This window comes from Streptomyces sp. NPDC048560 (assembly GCF_040650955.1).
GTDB lineage: Bacteria > Actinomycetota > Actinomycetes > Streptomycetales > Streptomycetaceae > Streptomyces.
Genome location: NZ_JBEZIJ010000006.1, coordinates 264672 through 282558, shown reverse-complemented (window position 1 = coordinate 282558; position 17887 = coordinate 264672). Strand labels below are relative to the sequence as shown.

Annotated in this window: 18 protein-coding genes; 17 read left to right on the top strand and 1 reads right to left on the bottom strand. The window is 73.4% G+C overall.

What is annotated here, in order from left to right:
• Positions 1-4 precede the first annotated feature (4 nt).
• The 8 genes from hisH to AB0C82_RS18420 all read left to right on the top strand — a co-directional run bounded on the left by hisH (position 5) and on the right by AB0C82_RS18420 (position 10268).
• On the top strand, positions 5-646 hold the full coding sequence (gene hisH, locus AB0C82_RS18455; RefSeq protein ID WP_362842750.1) for an imidazole glycerol phosphate synthase subunit HisH: 642 nt from the start codon (positions 5-7) through the stop codon (positions 644-646).
• Positions 646-1371 carry a bifunctional 1-(5-phosphoribosyl)-5-((5-phosphoribosylamino)methylideneamino)imidazole-4-carboxamide isomerase/phosphoribosylanthranilate isomerase PriA gene (gene priA, locus AB0C82_RS18450; protein WP_362842747.1) on the top strand — a complete coding sequence of 242 codons (726 nt, stop codon included), beginning with the start codon at positions 646-648 and terminating at the stop codon, positions 1369-1371. Before hisH ends, priA begins: the two co-directional genes overlap by 1 nt.
• The gene (locus tag AB0C82_RS18445) at positions 1368-1766 is read left to right on the top strand and encodes a RidA family protein (RefSeq protein WP_362842745.1); all 399 of its coding nucleotides are present in this window, start codon (positions 1368-1370) and stop codon (positions 1764-1766) included. The genes priA and AB0C82_RS18445 overlap by 4 nt, the downstream gene beginning before the upstream one ends.
• Positions 1763-2518, top strand: coding sequence for an imidazole glycerol phosphate synthase subunit HisF (hisF, locus tag AB0C82_RS18440; protein WP_362842742.1), 756 nt, complete (start codon positions 1763-1765; stop codon positions 2516-2518). Before AB0C82_RS18445 ends, hisF begins: the two co-directional genes overlap by 4 nt.
• Before the next feature lie 214 nt (positions 2519-2732).
• Positions 2733-3665, top strand: a complete 933-nt coding sequence (locus AB0C82_RS18435; RefSeq protein WP_362842739.1) for an alpha/beta hydrolase — start codon at positions 2733-2735, stop codon at positions 3663-3665.
• Positions 3666-3853: 188 nt separating this feature from the next.
• Positions 3854-6661, top strand: a complete 2808-nt coding sequence (locus AB0C82_RS18430) for a LuxR family transcriptional regulator (RefSeq protein ID WP_362842737.1) — start codon at positions 3854-3856, stop codon at positions 6659-6661.
• Positions 6662-6860: 199 nt separating this feature from the next.
• Positions 6861-8198, top strand: coding sequence for a helix-turn-helix domain-containing protein (locus AB0C82_RS18425; RefSeq protein ID WP_362842734.1), 1338 nt, complete (start codon positions 6861-6863; stop codon positions 8196-8198).
• 495 nt (positions 8199-8693) lie between these two features.
• Positions 8694-10268, top strand: coding sequence for a cation acetate symporter (locus AB0C82_RS18420; RefSeq protein ID WP_362842732.1), 1575 nt, complete (start codon positions 8694-8696; stop codon positions 10266-10268).
• Positions 10269-10319: 51 nt separating this feature from the next.
• Here the strand turns inward: AB0C82_RS18420 and AB0C82_RS18415 are convergent, their stop codons facing one another.
• Positions 10320-10952 (bottom strand): TIGR03085 family metal-binding protein, encoded by a 633-nt coding sequence (locus tag AB0C82_RS18415; protein ID WP_362842730.1) that lies wholly within the window; start codon positions 10950-10952, stop codon positions 10320-10322.
• Positions 10953-11037: 85 nt separating this feature from the next.
• Here AB0C82_RS18415 and hisI point away from each other — a divergent pair, with 85 nt between their 5' ends.
• The 9 genes from hisI to trpA all read left to right on the top strand — a co-directional run bounded on the left by hisI (position 11038) and on the right by trpA (position 17869).
• Complete coding sequence (gene hisI, locus AB0C82_RS18410; RefSeq protein WP_362842727.1) at positions 11038-11421, top strand: phosphoribosyl-AMP cyclohydrolase; 384 nt, start codon at positions 11038-11040, stop codon at positions 11419-11421.
• Positions 11422-11432: 11 nt separating this feature from the next.
• Complete coding sequence (locus AB0C82_RS18405) at positions 11433-12926, top strand: anthranilate synthase component I (protein ID WP_362842725.1); 1494 nt, start codon at positions 11433-11435, stop codon at positions 12924-12926.
• 14 nt (positions 12927-12940) lie between these two features.
• The gene (locus AB0C82_RS18400) at positions 12941-13600 is read left to right on the top strand and encodes a TIGR02234 family membrane protein (RefSeq protein WP_362842722.1); all 660 of its coding nucleotides are present in this window, start codon (positions 12941-12943) and stop codon (positions 13598-13600) included.
• A 95-nt stretch (positions 13601-13695) separates the two neighbouring features.
• Positions 13696-13944, top strand: coding sequence for an HGxxPAAW family protein (locus AB0C82_RS18395; protein WP_362843164.1), 249 nt, complete (start codon positions 13696-13698; stop codon positions 13942-13944).
• Positions 13945-14110: 166 nt separating this feature from the next.
• On the top strand, positions 14111-14515 hold the full coding sequence (locus AB0C82_RS18390) for a DUF2752 domain-containing protein (RefSeq protein WP_362843161.1): 405 nt from the start codon (positions 14111-14113) through the stop codon (positions 14513-14515).
• 124 nt (positions 14516-14639) lie between these two features.
• Positions 14640-15449, top strand: a complete 810-nt coding sequence (gene trpC / locus AB0C82_RS18385) for an indole-3-glycerol phosphate synthase TrpC (protein ID WP_362842718.1) — start codon at positions 14640-14642, stop codon at positions 15447-15449.
• Positions 15450-15457: 8 nt separating this feature from the next.
• On the top strand, positions 15458-15673 hold the full coding sequence (locus tag AB0C82_RS18380; RefSeq protein ID WP_362842715.1) for a tryptophan synthase subunit(beta): 216 nt from the start codon (positions 15458-15460) through the stop codon (positions 15671-15673).
• 139 nt (positions 15674-15812) lie between these two features.
• Positions 15813-17051: a tryptophan synthase subunit beta gene (gene trpB / locus AB0C82_RS18375; RefSeq protein WP_362842712.1), complete on the top strand. Its 1239-nt coding sequence runs from the start codon at positions 15813-15815 to the stop codon at positions 17049-17051.
• Positions 17048-17869: a tryptophan synthase subunit alpha gene (gene trpA / locus AB0C82_RS18370; protein WP_362842709.1), complete on the top strand. Its 822-nt coding sequence runs from the start codon at positions 17048-17050 to the stop codon at positions 17867-17869. The genes trpB and trpA overlap by 4 nt, the downstream gene beginning before the upstream one ends.
• Positions 17870-17887: the final 18 nt, after the last annotated feature.

Here is a 17887-nt window from a genome sequence, read left to right as displayed (position 1 = left end):
GTCTGTGAGTGACAAGAAGAAGGTCGTCGTCTTCGACTACGGCTTCGGCAACGTACGTTCCGCCGAGCGGGCCCTCGCCCACGTCGGCGCGGACGTCGAGATCACCCGCGACTTCGACACGGCGATGAACGCCGACGGGCTGCTCGTGCCCGGCGTCGGAGCGTTCTCCGCCTGCATGGAGGGCCTGAAGAAGGCCCGCGGTGAATGGGTCATCGGCCGCAGGCTGGCCGGCGGACGCCCCGTCATGGGCATCTGCGTCGGTATGCAGATCCTGTTCGAGCGCGGCATCGAGCACGGCGTGGAGACGGAAGGGCTGGACGAGTGGCCCGGCACCGTCGGCCCGCTGCAGGCCGACGTGGTCCCGCACATGGGCTGGAACACCGTCCAGGCCCCCGGGGACTCCCAGCTCTTCGCCGGTCTGGACGCGGAGGCCAGGTACTACTTCGTGCACTCCTACGCGGCGCACGACTGGTCCCTCGAAGTCACCAACGCCAAGATCCGCGCTCCCAAGGTCACCTGGGCCACGCACGGCGAGCGCTTCGTGGCGGCCGTGGAGAACGGCGCCCTGTGGGCCACCCAGTTCCACCCCGAGAAGTCCGGCGATGCCGGCGCCCAGCTGCTGACCAACTGGATCGAGACGCTGTAATGCCGAAGCTTGAACTGCTCCCCGCCGTCGACGTCCGCGACGGCCAGGCCGTCCGCCTCGTCCACGGCGAGTCCGGCTCCGAGACCTCGTACGGCGACCCCCTGCAGGCCGCCCTCGCCTGGCAGCGGGCCGGCGCCGAGTGGCTGCACCTCGTCGACCTGGACGCCGCGTTCGGCACCGGTGACAACCGGGCGCAGATCGCCGAGGTCGCCCGCTCCATGGACATCAAGGTGGAGCTCTCCGGCGGCATCCGCGACGACGCCTCGCTCGCCGAGGCGCTCGCCACCGGCTGCACCCGCGTCAACCTCGGCACCGCGGCGCTCGAGACCCCGGAGTGGGTCGCCAAGGTGATCGCCGAGCACGGCGACAAGATCGCCGTCGGCCTCGACGTCCGCGGCACCACCCTGCGCGGCCGGGGCTGGACCCGCGACGGCGGCGACCTCTACGAGACGCTCGCGCGCCTCGACTCCGAGGGCTGCGCCCGCTACGTCGTCACCGACATCGCCAAGGACGGCACGCTCCAGGGCCCCAACCTGGAACTGCTCAGGAACGTCTGCGCCGCCACCGACAAGCCCGTCGTCGCCTCCGGCGGCGTCTCCTCGCTGGACGACCTGCGGGCGATCTCCTCGCTCGTCGCGGAGGGCGTCGAGGGCGCGATCGTCGGCAAGGCGCTGTACGCGAAGGCGTTCACCCTGGAAGAGGCGCTGAAGGCGGTCTCCGCATGACGGACCGTGTACGCCGCCTCTCCACCGGAGCCCCCTGGGAGGAGAAGTTCGGCTACTCCCGCGCGGTCGAACTGCCCGGCGGACTCGTCCTGGTCGCCGGCTGCACCTCGGTGGTCAAGGGCGAGATCTCGGCGGGCAGCCCGTACGAGCAGACCAGAGCCTCTTTCGACGTCGCCTTCGGCGCGCTGAAGGAGCTCGGCCTCGGCCGCGAGGACGTAGTCCGCACCCGGATGTACATCACGCACGCCCGGGACGTCGAAGAGGTGGGCCGCGCCCACAAGGAACTGTTCGACGACGTACGGCCCGCCGCCTCGATGATCATCGTGTCCGGGTTCGTCGACCCGAGCCTGGTCGTCGAGGTCGAGGTCGAAGCATTCAGGGACGGTACGAAGTGAGCCTCGCGGTCCGAGTCATCCCCTGCCTGGACGTGGACAACGGCCGGGTCGTCAAGGGCGTCAACTTCCAGAACCTGCGGGACGCGGGTGACCCCGTCGAGATGGCGAAGCTGTACGACGCCGAAGGCGCCGACGAGCTGACCTTCCTCGACATCACCGCCTCCAGCGGCGACCGGGAGACCACGTACGACGTGGTGCGCCGCACCGCCGAGCAGGTCTTCATCCCGCTCACCGTCGGCGGCGGCGTCCGCACCACCGAGGACGTCGACAAGCTGCTGCGCGCCGGGGCCGACAAGGTCGGCGTCAACACCGCGGCCATCGCCAGGCCCGAGCTGATCCGCGAGATCGCCGAACGCTTCGGACGCCAGGTGCTCGTGCTCTCGGTCGACGCCCGGCGTACCCCCGCGGGCACGTTCGAGGTGACGACGCACGGCGGCCGCAAGGGCACCGGCATCGACGCCGTCGAGTGGGCGCACCGGGCCGCCGAGCTCGGCGCGGGCGAGATCCTGCTCAACTCGATGGACGCCGACGGCACCAAGGACGGCTACGACACCGAGATGATCGCGGCCGTACGCAAGCACGTCACGGTCCCGGTCATCGCCTCCGGCGGCGCCGGCCGGCTGGCGGACTTCGCGCCGGCCGTCGACGCGGGCGCCGACGCGGTGCTCGCCGCGTCCGTCTTCCACTTCGGTGATCTGCGCATCTCCGAGGTCAAGGGCGCTCTGCGGGAGGCCGGCCACCCGGTCCGCTGAGGGCCGCTCCACGGCAGAAGGTCCCAAGGGACAGGCGGGGCCCGGTCGCGAAGACCGGTGATCTCGCCGATGTGCGCACCCGGGGTGCACCGCGAAAGTGGCGATCGCCAACGAACAACGGCGGCAGCCACGCGGTGCACCCCGAAGCCTTGGGCGAGGTTCTCGGGTTCCCCGAGCACGGTGTGGTTGCTCCCCAACCGAGAGGACCCCCCTCGTGCACCAGCTCCTCCCCTCCGGCGGCACCTCCCCGCGCCGTCACCGGACGTCCACGGGCCGCACCCGCACGCTCAGGAACCTGCTGGTCACCGCCGCCGCCGGTGCCGGTCTGTTCACCGCGCTGATCCCCGGCGGTGCCCAGGCCGCAGACAACCCCTACCAGCGCGGTCCCGCGCCGACCGTGTCGAGCATCGAGGCGAGCCGCGGCTCGTACGCCGTCTCGGAGACCTCGGTCTCCTCGCTGGTGAGCGGCTTCGGCGGCGGCACGATCTACTACCCGACGTCCACCGCCGACGGCACCTTCGGCGCGATCGCCATCGCACCCGGCTTCACCGCCTACCAGTCCAGCATCGCCTGGCTCGGCCCGCGGCTCGCATCCCAGGGCTTCGTCGTCTTCACCATCGACACCAACACCACGTCGGACCAGCCCGCCAGCCGGGGCGACCAGCTCCTGGCCGCGCTGGACTACCTGACGCAGCAGAGCTCGGTCCGCAGCCGGATCGACAGCTCCCGGCTCGGCGTGATGGGCCACTCCATGGGCGGTGGCGGCACGCTCGAGGCCGCCAAGGACCGGCCCTCCCTGCAGGCGGCGATCCCGCTGACCGGCTGGAACCTCGACAAGACGTGGCCGGAGGTGCGGACGCCCACCCTCGTCGTCGGCGCGGACGGTGACTCCGTGGCATCGGTCGCCTCGCACTCCGAGCCGTTCTACAACTCCCTTCCCAGCACGCTCGACAAGGCGTACCTGGAGCTGCGCGGCGCCTCGCACTTCACCCCGAACTCCTCCAACACCACGATCGCGAAGTACAGCATTTCGTGGCTGAAGCGGTTCATCGACAACGACACCCGGTACGAGCAGTTCCTCTGCCCGCTGCCGCAGGCGAGCCTGACGATCGCCGAGTACCGCGGCACCTGCCCGCACACCTCCTAGCGCACGGGGGGAAGGGCCGGACCGGGCACCCCGGTCCGGCCCTTCCGTATGCCGCCACCTGTCCGGTGCTGTGCCGCCGCACAGCGACAGGCGCCTCCCGTTGGGAGGATGCCCCGCACCCGGCCGCCCCGGCGGGGCATCCGGACGGGCGTCTTCCGAGCTTGTTTACGCGGAAGTAACGTGACGGCGTGACCTCATCCACGACCGTGCACAGTCCGCTCCGGCTGTACGGCCGCAGCGGTGAACTGGCCATCCTCGACACGCTGTTGAGGCGACTGCGGGCGGGTGACGGCGGCGCTCTCGTCCTGACCGCGCCGCCGGGCCTCGGCCGTACCGCACTCCTCCGGCAGGCCGCCGCCGCGCACCGGGCCCGCGAGCAGGGGCCGGTGCTGTACGCGACAGGGGCGCCCGCCGAGCAGCGCCTCCCCTACAGCGGACTCCACGCCCTGCTCTGCTCGGCGCCTGGCGTCCTGCCCGCACAGGCCGACCAGGTGCTGCGCTCCGGCATCACCCCCGGCGCCCTGCTCGGCCTCCTGAGGGGCCTCGGCGCCGAACAGCCGCTGCTCGTCTGCGTCGACGACGCCCACGCCTGGGACCCCGACTCGCGCGCCGCGCTCGGCTTCGCGGCCCGCAGGCTCGGCGAGGGCAGCAGGGTCGCCGTCGTCCTGGGCGCGGAGGACGAAAGCAGCTTCGCCGGGCTGCCCGCCCTCCGGCTCGGCCCGCTCGACGACGACGCGGCGGCCGCCCTGCTGGACCGGCTCACCGAGGAAACCGGGGGAGTCGACCCGGTCGTACGGAGCGAACTGCTGAGGGAGGCCACCGGGAACCCGCGGATGCTCGCCGGACTCGCCGGCCGCCTCACGGCCGACCAACTGGCCGGGCGCACCGCACTGCCGTATCCGCTGCCGGGCGGCGAGAGCGTCCTGGACTCCCACGCGGCGCACCTCGACGCCCTCGCCCCGGACACCCGGACCCTGCTCCTGCTCGCCGCGGCCGCCGAGGAACACGAACCGGACGGTGGGGGAGCGGACGCCGCGCTGCTGATGCGGGCCGGTGCCGGGGCCGGGCTCGCGCCCGGCTTCCTGGACCACGTGCTCCTCGGCTCCGCCGGCATCGCCGGAATCCTGCAACGGACGGGCAGCCGCCTGCACTTCAGCCATCCGCTGCTGCGCCGCGCTGTCCTGCACCGCGCTCCCCCGGCCAGGCGCCGCGCCGTCCATGAACTGCTCGCCACCCTGCTGTCCGGGCCGGGCGCACCGCCACTGCCCGCGCTCGTCCAGCGGGCCTGCGCGGCGCCGGGCCCCGACGCCGCCCTGGCCGGGCAGCTCGCGGCGGCCGCCGTCGCGCCCCGCCCGCACGCCGAACGGTCCGCGGCCCTCGCCAGGTCCGCCGCGCTCTCCACCGACGACGCGCTGCGCGCAGCGCGGTTCGCCGCCGCGGCCGAACACGCCAGGCTCGCGGGCGACGCGGCCCGCGCCCGCGCCCTGCTGGCCCGCACCGGGCCGCACCCGGTGACCGGCGCCCCCTCCTCGTACGGCACCGCCCGGGGGAGCGGCACCCCGACCGCCGGTGGTCTCGCCGCCTACGTACGCGGGATGCTCGCCCTGCGCGACGGACCGGCCGCCGATGCCAGGGAAGCGCTCATCGCCGCGTCCGTGCTGCTCGCCGCCCACGACCCCCGACGCACCCTGGACGCACTGCTCGGCGCGGCCGAGGCCGCCTGGGCGATGGGGGACGCCCTCGCCTACCTGGACGCCATGAACCGGATCCCCGAGACCGTGCCCGACCGGGGCGTGGAGCGGTACCGCGCCGGAATGTGCGCCATGTTCGCCGGGCGCACCGGCGAGGGCCACGCCCTGCTGCAGGGCTGCCTCGACGCCGCCGAGGCGGCCGAGGACCCCACGGCCCTGCTGCGGGCCGGCGTCTGCGCGCTGGTGCTCGGGGACGTCGAGGACGCCTGCCGGGCCGGTGCCCGCACCCTCGCCGCCGTACGCACCCGGGGGCCCGAGGCACTGCTGCCGCAGGTGCTTGAGCACCTCGCCTACGCCGAACTGCGGGCCGGCCGCCACGCCAGGGCCCGCGCGCACGCCCTGGAGGGGCTGCACGCCGCCCGCCGTACCGGGCAGCCCAACTCCTCCGCCCATCTGCACGCCGTCCTGGCCCTCGCCGCCTCGGTGGAGGGCCCCGCCGAAGCGTGCGCCGCCCACTGCGACGCCGCCCTGGCCGGCGCCGGGCCGCACGGCCTCGCCCAGGCGGCGACACTCGCCACCTGGGCGGTCGCCCGCGCCGACCTGGCCGCCGGACGGCCCGGCGAGGCGGCCGCCCGGCTCGCGCCGCTGGTCGGACCCGGGCCACGGCGCGGCCACTTCGCCACCCGGCTGCTCGCCATACCGTGCTACATCGAGGCAGCGGTGCTCTCGGGTCGCGCGGACGAGTCGCCGGACGGTCTCGCGGCGGCCCTGGAGGAGTTCGCCGCATGGGCCGGGCGCACCACCGACCCGCAGGTCCCCGCCCAGCTGGCCCGCTGCCGGGCCCTGCTGGCGCCCCCGGAGGAGGCCGCCGGCCGTTACGCGGAAGCCATGGCCCATCACGAGCGGGCGGGCGGCGACTTCGAACGCGCCCGCACCCAGCTCCTCCACGGACAGTGGCTGCGGCGCCGCCGGCAGACCCGAGCCGCCAGGGGGCCCCTGCGCGACGCCCTGGTCGCCTTCGAGCGCTGCTCGGCCCGCGTCTGGGCCGCCCGCGCCGCCGGAGAGCTCCGTGCGGCCGGGGAGGCGGTCGACGTACCGGAGGCCACCGGCCCGGCGCCCCTGGCCGAGCTCACCCCGCAGCAGCAGCGGATCGCCCGGTACGTCGCCGAGGGCGCCACCAACCGCGAGGTGGCGGTACGGCTCTCGGTGAGCCCCCGGACCGTCGACCACCACCTGCGCAACGTCTTCGCCACCCTGGGCGTCAGGTCCCGCACCGAACTCGCCAGGGTGCTGGGCCGGCCCTGAGTTCCGGCCCGGGGACGTGCCTGTGTCCGGGAGGTTGCAGGACCGTGATGATAAGAACGCGGCAGACCCCTAGGTACCGACTGGGCGGTATGCCATTCTGCGGGCGTCAGGATCATTCGGTGTGCTCGTGCCCAAGGCCGGGCCGGGTGCGCCGGAGCCGGTATCTCCACGAGCCGGCCGATTCCCGGTGGAGGCCGCCATGCCACAGGTCGTACGTTCACGGATCAGGGCGCTGCACGGGCCGCCCCCCGTAGCGCCGTTGCCGCACCGCTTCCGATCGCTGGCCGACCGCGAGGCCATCGCCGCACTGCACCGGGCCGCCCGGGTGCTCATCGCGGGCCTCCCCGAGCTCACGGACCGGCTCGTCGAGGCGCTCCGGGAACAGGAGCCGGCCTACCGCACGGCCATCGAGAACGAACCGGCCGAGGTGTGGCAGGAGGTGCACCACTCGCTGCGGCACAACGTCGGCTCGCTGATCCAGCCCCGCGAGTACCGGGACGCCGCCCACCGGACCTCCCGGTGGATCGGCGAGTCCCGCGCCAAGCAGGGCGTGCCGCTGGACGCGGTGCTGCACGCCTTCCGGATGGGCGGCGCGATGGTCTGGCAGGACCTCGTCGACGAGACGGCGCGGCGCAACCCCGAGGACATCCGGCTGCTCGTCCATGTCGCCGCCGACGTCTGGAACTTCGTCGACGAGCACTGCGCCGTCGTCGCGGACGCCTATCGGCAGGCCGAACGCCGGCTGGTCTGGCGGCGCGAGAACCAGCAGCGGCTGATGACGGCCGCCCTGCTCGACGGCACCGCCCGGATCGCGGACCTGCCGGACGCGGCGGCGGCGCTCGGGCTCGCGCCGGACGGCCGTTACGCGGTGCTCGCGGTCGCCGCCGCCCGCCGTGCCCCGCACGGCGCGGGCGAGCAGCCCGTGAGCCTGCCCGACGGTACGGACGTTCTCTGGCATCCGGGCCAGGACGCGGAGTTCGCGATCCTGCCGCTGACCGCGGAGCCCGCCGCTCCGGAGGCAGGGGAGCACGGACAGGCGGAGGGCGAGGCTGCCGCTGCCCCCGGCCAGGAGGAACTCGCCTGTCTCGCGGCCGCGTTGACGGCGGCGCCGGGGACCCGGGTGGGCATCAGCTCCGTGGTCGGCGGACTCGCCGCGCTCGGCGACGCCCGCAGGCTCGCCGAGACGGCACTGCGCTCCTGCCCGTCCTCGGGCGGTGTCGTCCTGCTCGACGAGCATCTGCCGACCGCGCTCGTCGTGTCCTCCCCGGGCCTCGGCAAGGCGCTGGCCGCCCGGGTGCTGGGGCCGCTCGACCGCCTCGACCCCACGGACCGCGACGTGCTGATCGAGACGCTCACCGCGTGGCTCGACTCCGACGGTTCGGCCCAGCGGGCGGGGGCGCGGCTGTACTGCCACCGCAACACGGTGCTCAACCGTCTGCGGCGCTTCGAGCAGCTGACGGGCCGGTGCCTGACCCGGCCCTCCGACGCGGTGGAGGTGTCCCTGGCGCTGGCGGCCCGCCGCCTGCTGGGCGCCTGAGCAAGGGAGGGGCGGGCGGGACCGGGCCCCCGGCCCCGCCCGCCATCGCCACCACCGCACGGTTCCCGCGTTCCTGACGCGCGCGTGTGCGGGCACGGCCTCCGCTCCACGTCGGTGCCCGCGTGTGCGGGCACGGCCTCCGCTCCACGTCCGTGCCCGCGTGTGCGGGCACGGATACCGCGTTCCCGCCCGCGTGTGTTCCTGCACGACTTCCGCATCCCTGCCCCCGCGTGTGCTGTCACAGCCCCCCGCGTCCTCACCCGCCCTGTGCCCCGCGTGTCCCCCCGCGTCCTCACCGGCCCTGTGCCCGTACGCCCCCCCCCGCGTGTCCGCACGACTCCCGCGTCCCCACACCGCATGTGCCCCCGCACAGACCTCTCCCCGGTGCCCTGTCCCCACGCCCCCGCCGCGCGCCGGCCGCTGTACCCGGCCCCGGTCACCTGATGCCGTGACCGGCATGTCCACACCACCACCTCCGGCACCGGAGGTCCCCCGATGAGCGGCGACTTCGACGCACGGTCACTCGCCGTCGTCATCTTCCTCGGGTTCGTCGCCGTGTCCCTGCTCCTGTGCGGGCTGGCAGCCGCCGACCAGGACGACCCCGAGCACTTCTACGCGGGCGGCGGCGCGGCGCTCGGCCCCGTGGGCGGCGGGCTCGCCATCGCCGGGGACTACATCTCCGCCGCCACCCTGCTCTCCACCACCGGCTCCGTCGCCCTCGCCGGTTTCGACGGCGTGCTGTTCGCCCTCGCGACCGTCGCCTCGCTGGTCCTCGTCATGCGCGTACTCGCCGAACGGATGCGCCGCAAAGGCGTGTTCACCCTCGGCGACTTCCTGGCCGACCGGCTCGGCGACCGTTCCGTGCGCCGGGCACTCGGCGTCACCACCCTCGTCGTCCTCGTGCCGCTCCTGCTGGTGCAGCTCACCACCGCGGGACACGTCATGACCGCGATGTTCGGGCTGCCCGACGGCGCCCTCACCGGCTGCACCGTCGCCAGTGGCGCCCTGATGGTCTGCTACTCGGCGTTCGGCGGGATGCGGGGCACCGGGTACATCCAGATCCTCAAGGTCGGCGTCGTCCTGGCCGCAGTCACCCTGCTCGCGGGTCTGGTGCTCTCCCGGTACGGCTGGTCCCCGTTCGCGCTCTTCGAGGCGGCGCGGAACGGCAGCGGTCAGGGGCGGGACTACGCACTGCCCGGGCTCCAGTTCGGCCACGGCGTCGCCGGCGGCCTCGACCTCATCGGCTTCCAGTGCACGCTCGTGCTCGGCGCCGCCTGTATGCCGCACATCATGATGCGGCTGTATCCGCTGAAGGACGCCTACACCGCACGCCGCGCCACCGTCTGGTCCGTGGGCCCGGTCGCCCTGCTGTGCACCGGGATCGTCATCGTCGGACTCGGTGCCTCGGCCCTGCTCGGGCACGAGGTCCTGCGCGCCGCCCACCCGACGGGCAACACCTCCCTGCTCCTGGTCACCGGTGCACTCGACCCGGGCGCCGACGGACCCCGGCACAGCCCGCTGTTCGCCCTCGTCGCCTGCGCCGCCTTCGCCACCACCCTGGCCGCCGTCGCCGGCATCACCCTGGCCGCCGCCTCGTCCCTCGCCCGTGACTTCGCCGTACGCTCCGGTGCCCAGGGCGCCGGGAAGGCGTCGCGCAGAGAGATCCGTCTGGCCCGCTGGACCGTTGTGGCGATCGGCGCGCTCGGTGTCCTGGCGTCCACGTACACGCAGGACCGCAACCCCCAGGTGCTGCTCTCGCTCTCCTTCGCCGCCGCGGCCTCGATCCTGCCGCCCGTGCTGCTGTACGCCCTCTTCCGGCCCGGTTTCACCGCCCGCGGGGTGCGCTGGATCGTGTACGGGACGCTGCCGCTGATCGTCGTCCTGATGGCGTTGTCGCCCGCCGTCTCGGGGACGCCCGTGGCCCTCTTCCCCGAGTCGGACTTCCACGTGTTCCCGCTCCAGACGCCGGGCCTGGTGACGATCCCGGCCGGCTTCCTGCTGGGGTGGCTGGGATCGCGCGGGCCGGAGCCGGTCGCGCGCAGGAACCGCACGGAGTTCCTCGCGCGGTAGCGCGCGCACCGCCCCCGTCCCGGAGCACCGCCCCGGGACGGGGGCTCCGCCCTACATGCCGAGCTGCGACAGCTGCAGCCTGGCCACCGTGGCCTCGTCGCCCTCCAGCCCCACCTTCGCGCTGTCCTGGCGACCGAACACGTACATCAGCAGCTCTCCAGGCTCGCCGGTGACCGTCACCACCGGCGATCCCTTGTGGGCGACGGCCGTCTGGCCGTCCGGGCGGCGCAGCACCAGACCGACCGGGGACCTGCGGCCCACCAGCCGAGCCGTGCGTTCGAGGCGTGACCACAGCACATCGGCGAAGATTGGGTCCACCTCGCGCGGCGACCAGTCCGGCTGCGCCCGGCGGACATCCTCCGCGTGGACGTAGAACTCGACGGTGTTGGCCGCCTCGTCCAGCTGCTTGATGGCGAACGGGGACATACGCGGGGGACCCGTACGGATGAGCTGGATCAGCTCCTCGTACGGCTTCGCGGTGAACTCGGCCTGCACCCGCTCCAGCCGGTTCCTGAGCGCTCCCACCACTACCCCGCCCGCCGCGTCCGGACGGCGCTCGCGCACCACCACATGGGCGGCCAGGTCACGGGTGCGCCAGCCCTCGCAGAGAGTCGGCGCGTCGGGACCCGCCGCCTCCAACAGGTCGGCGAACAGAAGACGTTCACGTTTCGCATGGGTCGACATATCCGCCAGCGTACGACCGGGCACCACGGTCCGCCCAGTGGACGCACGCCCGGACGTCCCTCCCCGTCACGGCACAATGGGGCACATGAGCAGCACGCCCACGCCCGGCACGCCGTCGCCCGCCAGCAGCCTCGACCCCGCCATCGCCGCCCGCCTCAAGCGCGGAGCCGACGGACTGGTCCCGGCCATCGCCCAGCAATACGACACGGGCGAGGTACTGATGCTCGGCTGGATGGACGACGAGGCGCTGCACCGCACCCTCACCACGGGCCGCTGCACCTACTGGTCGCGCAGCCGGCAGGAGTACTGGGTGAAGGGCGACACCTCCGGCCACATCCAGCTGGTCAAGTCCGTCGCCCTCGACTGCGACGCTGACACCGTCCTCGTCCGGGTGGACCAGACCGGCGCCGCCTGCCACACGGGCGACCGCACCTGTTTCGACGCCGACGTCCTCCCCCTCGCGCAGTAAGGTCACCGGCCATGGATCTTGAGACCTTCCGCAAGCTGGCCGTCGACCGGCGCGTCATCCCCGTCAGCCGCCGGCTCCTCGCGGACGGGGACACCCCGGTCGGGCTCTACCGCAAACTCGCGGCCGAACGCACCGGCACCTTCCTCCTCGAATCCGCGGAGAACGGCCGGACCTGGTCCCGCTACTCCTTCATCGGCGTCCGCAGCGCCGCCACCCTGACCGCCCGCGACGGGCAGGCCCACTGGCTCGGCACCCCGCCCGTCGGAGTCCCCGTCGACGGGGACCCGCTGCACGCGCTGCGCGTCACCATCGAGACCCTCCACACCCCGCGCGACCTGGCCCACGACGAGAAGCTGCCACCGTTCACCGGCGGCATGGTCGGCTACCTCGGCTACGACATCGTGCGCCGGCTGGAACGGATCGAGGAGCACGGCGGCGACGACCTGAAGCTCCCCGAGCTCACGATGCTGCTCACCTCGGACCTCGCCGTCCTCGACCACTGGGACGGCACGGTCCTGCTGATCGCCAACGCGATCAACCACAACGACCTGCAGACCGGTGCGGACGAGGCCTACACGGACGCCGTGGCCAGGCTCGACGCCATGGAGCAGGACCTGCGCCGCCCCGTCGAGAACGCCCCCGCCACGCTCCCGCCCTCCGAGCTCCCGCCGTACACCGCCCTCTGGGGCGGCCCGGCCTACCAGGACGCGGTCGACGACATCAAGGAGCGCATCCGGGCCGGCGAGGCCTTCCAGGTAGTGCCCTCCCAGCGCTTCGAGACGCCGTGCACGGCGAGCGCCCTGGACGTCTACCGCGTGCTGCGCGCCACCAACCCCTCGCCGTACATGTATCTCTTCCGCTTCGACGGCTTCGACGTCGTCGGCTCCAGCCCGGAAGCCCTGGTCAAGGTCGAGGACGGGCGCGCCATGGTCCATCCCATCGCGGGCACCCGGCACCGCGGGGCCACCCCGCAGGAGGACCAGGCGCTCGCGGACGAGCTCCTCGCCGACCCGAAGGAGCGCGCCGAGCACCTGATGCTCGTCGACCTCGGCCGCAACGACCTGGGGCGGGTCTGCGAACCCGGCAGCGTGGAGGTCGTCGACTTCATGTCCGTCGAGCGGTACTCGCACGTGATGCACATCGTCTCCACCGTCACCGGCCGCGTCGCCGAGGACCGCACCGCGTTCGACGTCCTCACCGCCTGCTTCCCCGCGGGCACCCTCTCCGGCGCGCCCAAGCCGCGGGCGATGCAGATCATCGAGGAGCTGGAACCGACCCGGCGCGGTCTGTACGGGGGCTGCGTCGGCTATCTCGACTTCGCCGGCGACTCGGACACCGCGATCGCCATCCGCACCGCCCTCCTGCGCGACGGCACCGCGTACGTCCAGGCAGGGGCGGGCGTCGTCGCCGACTCCGACCCCGTGGCCGAGGACACCGAATGCCGCAACAAGGCCGCCGCCGTCCTCCGCGCGGTCCACACGGCCAACCGCCTCCACGCCCTCTGAGGACGTAAGGGATAGTGGAGTACGTGAGTGCCGTGCCCGTACCCCAGACCCGTGCCCCAGCCGCCACCGCGCCCGACAGTGCGGGAAGCCGCCGGAGCCTGGCCGCCGCCCTGCTCCTCGGAGCGGCAGGCTCGACCGTCGTACTGCTCGCGTCAGGACAGACGTGGGCGGGCGGCGAGGCCGCCGTCGGCGGCGGGACCCTGCCACTGACGGCCGACGGCCAGGACGTCACCGGCCTCCCGGCCGCCCTCGCCATCGTCGCGCTGGCCGCCCTGGTCGCCGTGTTCGCCGTCCGGGGCGGCAGCCGCGCCCTCGTCGCGGGGCTCCTCGCCCTCAGCGGCCTCGGCGCCGGCCTGAGCTCCGTGCTCGGCGCGTCGGACAGCGCGGCACTCGACGAGAAGGCCGCGCAGACCACCGGCAACACCTCGGCCACCATCGACGCCCTGACCCACACCGCCTGGCCCTACGTCACGGCCGTCGGCGGGCTGCTGATCCTCCTCGCCGGGCTGCTCGCCCTGCGCTACGGAAGCCGCTGGCCCACGATGTCGGGACGGTACGAGCGCGACGGCACCCCCCGGCCCCGCAAGGCGGCACCCGCCGCACCGGACCCCGACCGGCCCGAGGACCTGTGGAAGGCCCTGGACCGCGGCGAGGACCCGACGCGCGGCGCATGACCCCCCAGCTCATGTCCCACCCGCACGTACGGGACAATGGGACCGAGCTTTCCGCACAGCGATACCTTCAGCGCAACACCAACGAGGAGCAACTCATGGCGGGCACCAGCCACGGACACACCCCGGCCGCCTGGACCGGTGTCATCATCGCGTTCATCGGCTTCTGTGTCGCAGGCGTCTTCATGGTCGCGGCCAACCCGCTCGGCTTCTGGGCCGGCATCGCCGTCGTCGTCATCGGCGGGATCGTCGGTCTCGCCATGAGGGCCGCCGGTCTCGGTATGCCGAAGGAGTCGGACGAGCTGGCGCAGGCCAGGGCGCGGGCGGGACAGGCCCAGACCTCCTGACCTCCGGCCACCACCGGCAGGACACCGCGCGAGGCGCAGCCCGGCCCGGGCTGCGCCTTTCCGTATGAGCGGGGACAATCACCGGGTGGACCCCTCGCCAGCACAAGAAGCCGACCGGCCGCAGCCCGGGCCGCCGCCGCACGCACCCGCCTTCGTCCCCGCCCCGGTGCCCGCCTCCCGGCTCCGGCTGCTCGCCACGCCCGTCGGCGTGATGGCCGCCGTCGTCGGAGCCTTCGCCTACGTCGGCACGGTCGACCCGAACGAGCCGGGCCACTACCCGGTCTGCCCGCTGCTCCAGCTCACCGGGGTGCTCTGTCCCGGCTGCGGCGGACTGCGCAGCGCCCACGCCTTCGCACACGGTGACCTCGCCACCGCACTCGGCTCGAACGCGTTCGCCGTCGTCGGCTACGTCGTGTTCGCCGCGGTCTGGGCCCTGTGGACGGTCCGCGCGAGCCGGGGGGAGCGGCTGCGCATCACGCTCGCCCCGGTCTACTGGTGGGGTCTCGGCGGCCTTCTGCTGGTCTTCGCGGTCGTCCGGAACCTGCCGTTCGGATCGGCGCTGGCACCGTGAATGCCCAGGTAGTGGGACGCGCGCCGACACGATGCCAGCTCCACGGCGTCCTGCGGATACCATCGGTATGGCTGATCCTGTTCTCTCATCACCGTCATCACCGTTCCGGAAGGGGGCCGCTCGCGTGAGTGTGCTCGACGAGATCATCGAAGGCGTTCGCGCCGACCTCGCGGAGCGGCAGGCGCGCGTCAGCCTCGACGAGCTCAAGGAGCGCGTGGCACGCGCTCCCGCGGCGAAGGACGGGGTCGCCGCACTGCGCGGCGAAGGCGTGAACGTCATCTGCGAGGTCAAGCGCTCCAGCCCCTCCAAGGGGGCCCTCGCCGCGATCGCCGACCCTGCCGCGCTCGCCGCGGACTACGAGGCGGGCGGCGCGGCCGTCATCTCCGTCCTCACCGAGCAGCGCCGCTTCGGCGGTTCGCTCGCGGACCTGGAGGCCGTCCGCGCGAAGGTCGACATCCCGATCCTCCGCAAGGACTTCATCGTCACCTCGTACCAGCTGTGGGAAGCCCGCGCCTACGGCGCCGACCTCGTGCTGCTGATCGTCGCCGCCCTCGACCAGGAGGCCCTGGTCTCGCTGATCGAGCGCGCCGAGTCGATCGGCCTGACGCCGCTCGTCGAGGTCCACGACGAGGATGAGGCGGAGCGCGCCGTCGACGCCGGAGCGAAGATCATCGGTGTCAACGCGCGCAACCTCAAGGACCTCAAGGTCGACCGCTCGACCTTCGACCGCGTCGCCCCGGAGATCCCCGGCCACATCGTGAAGATCGCCGAGTCCGGAGTCCGCGGGCCGCACGACCTGATCGCGTACGCCAACGCGGGCGCCGACGCCGTGCTCGTGGGCGAGTCCCTGGTCACCGGCCGCGACCCGCGGGCCGCCGTCGCCGACCTGGTCGCCGCGGGTGCCCATCCGGCACTGCGGCACGGACGGAGCTGACCCGCTCGATGTCCGCCGACCGTCCCGTCCGCCGCGTCCGGCCGGGCCTGCGCCCCGCCGGGGCGACGGCCCGGGTACCGCACGCGCCGCTGGCGCGCGGCTGCCGCCCACGCGGCTGCCGCGCCCCCGCCCGGCGTGTGCACGGCCGGCGCGTGCGGTACGTCATCGGCGACGAGCCGGGACAGGTCAACGGGATGCGATGGCGCACGGGGTCCGCGCCGTAGCGAGCCCCGGCCGTCACCCCTCGTGGCACACGAGGGACACCCACGACCGCACCGCCCCGACCGCACCGCGGCAGGCGTGGCGCTCCGCTCACGGCGCATACGGTGACACCACCCGTTGCAATGTCGAGGAGCATGTCGCATGTCGTCCGACTTCTTCATTCCGGACCCCGAGGGTCTGATCCCCAGCGCCGAGGGCTATTTCGGCGCGTTCGGTGGCAAGTTCATCCCGGAGGCGCTCGTCGCGGCCGTGGACGAGGTCGCCGTCGAGTACGACAAGGCGAAGAGCGACCCCAAGTTCGCCGCCGAACTCAACGAGCTGATGGTGAACTACACCGGCCGGCCGAGCGCGCTCACCGAGGTTCCGCGCTTCGCCGAGCACGCGGGGGGCGCACGGGTCTTCCTCAAGCGCGAGGACCTCAACCACACCGGCTCGCACAAGATCAACAACGTGCTGGGCCAGGCGCTGCTCACCAAGCGCATGGGCAAGACCAGGGTCATCGCCGAGACGGGCGCGGGCCAGCACGGCGTCGCGACCGCGACCGCCTGCGCGCTCTTCGGCCTCGAATGCACCATCTACATGGGCGAGATCGACACCGAGCGGCAGGCGCTGAACGTGGCGCGGATGCGGATGCTCGGCGCCGAGGTCATCGCGGTGACGTCCGGCTCCAGGACCCTCAAGGACGCCATCAACGAGGCGTTCCGCGACTGGGTCGCCAACGTGGACCGCACGCACTACCTCTTCGGCACCGTCGCGGGCCCGCACCCGTTCCCGGCGATGGTGCGCGACTTCCACCGGGTGATCGGTGTCGAGGCCAGGCGCCAGATCCTGGAGCGGGCCGGCCGCCTGCCCGACGCCGCGGTCGCCTGCGTCGGCGGCGGCTCCAACGCCATCGGCCTCTTCCACGCCTTCATCCCGGACGCGAAGGTCCGCCTGGTCGGCTGCGAGCCGGCCGGACACGGTATGGAGACCGGTGAGCACGCGGCGACGCTGACCGCGGGCGAGCCCGGAATCCTGCACGGCTCCCGGTCCTACGTCCTCCAGGACGACGAGGGCCAGATCACCGAGCCGTACTCCATCTCGGCCGGACTCGACTACCCGGGCATCGGCCCCGAGCACGCCTATCTGAAGGACCTGGGCCGCGGCGAGTACCGCGCGGTCACCGACGACGCCGCCATGCAGGCGCTGCGCCTCCTCTCCCGCACCGAGGGCATCATCCCGGCCATCGAGAGCGCCCACGCGCTCGCGGGGGCCCTGGACCTCGGCAAGGAACTCGGCACGGACGGGCTGATCCTGATCAACCTCTCCGGCCGGGGCGACAAGGACATGGACACGGCGGCGCGGTACTTCGGGCTGTACGACACGGAGGGGGAGAAGTGAGCGGGCACAGCGGAAACACGGAACTGCTCGGCGTGACCCTGGCGAAGGCCAGGTCCGAGGACCGGGCGGCGCTCATCGCGTACCTGCCCGCCGGATTCCCGACCGTCGACGGAGGCATCGCCGCGGTCAAGGCGGTCGTCGCCGGCGGTGCGGACGTCGTCGAGATCGGCCTCCCGCACAGCGACCCGGTGCTCGACGGACCGGTCATCCAGACCGCCGACGACATCGCGCTGCGCGGCGGCGTCAGGATCGCCGACGTGATGCGCACGGTCCGTGAGGCGTACGAGGCGACCGGCGTCCCGGTCCTCGTCATGACGTACTGGAACCCCATCGACCGGTACGGCATCGAACGCTTCACGACCGAGCTCGCCGAGGCGGGCGGAGCCGGGTGCATCCTGCCCGACCTGCCGGTCCAGGAGTCCGCGGTGTGGCGCGAGCACGCGGCGAAGCACGGCCTGGCGACCGTGTTCGTCGTCGCGCCGAGCAGCCAGGACAAGCGCCTCGCCACCATCACCGCGGCGGGCTCCGGCTTCGTCTACGCCGCCTCGCTCATGGGCGTCACCGGCACCCGCGCGTCGGTCGGCGAGCAGGCCCAGGACCTGGTGCGGCGCACCCGCGCCACCACCGACCTGCCGGTCTGTGTGGGCCTCGGCGTCTCCAACGCCGAGCAGGCCCGGGAGGTCGCCGGCTTCGCGGACGGCGTGATCGTCGGCTCGGCCTTCGTCCAGCGGATGCTGGACGCCCCCGACGAGGCCGCCGGTCTCGAAGCGGTCCGCGCATTGGCGGGCGAACTGGCCGAAGGCGTTCGAAAGCGCTGACACCGGGTGTAACCCGTA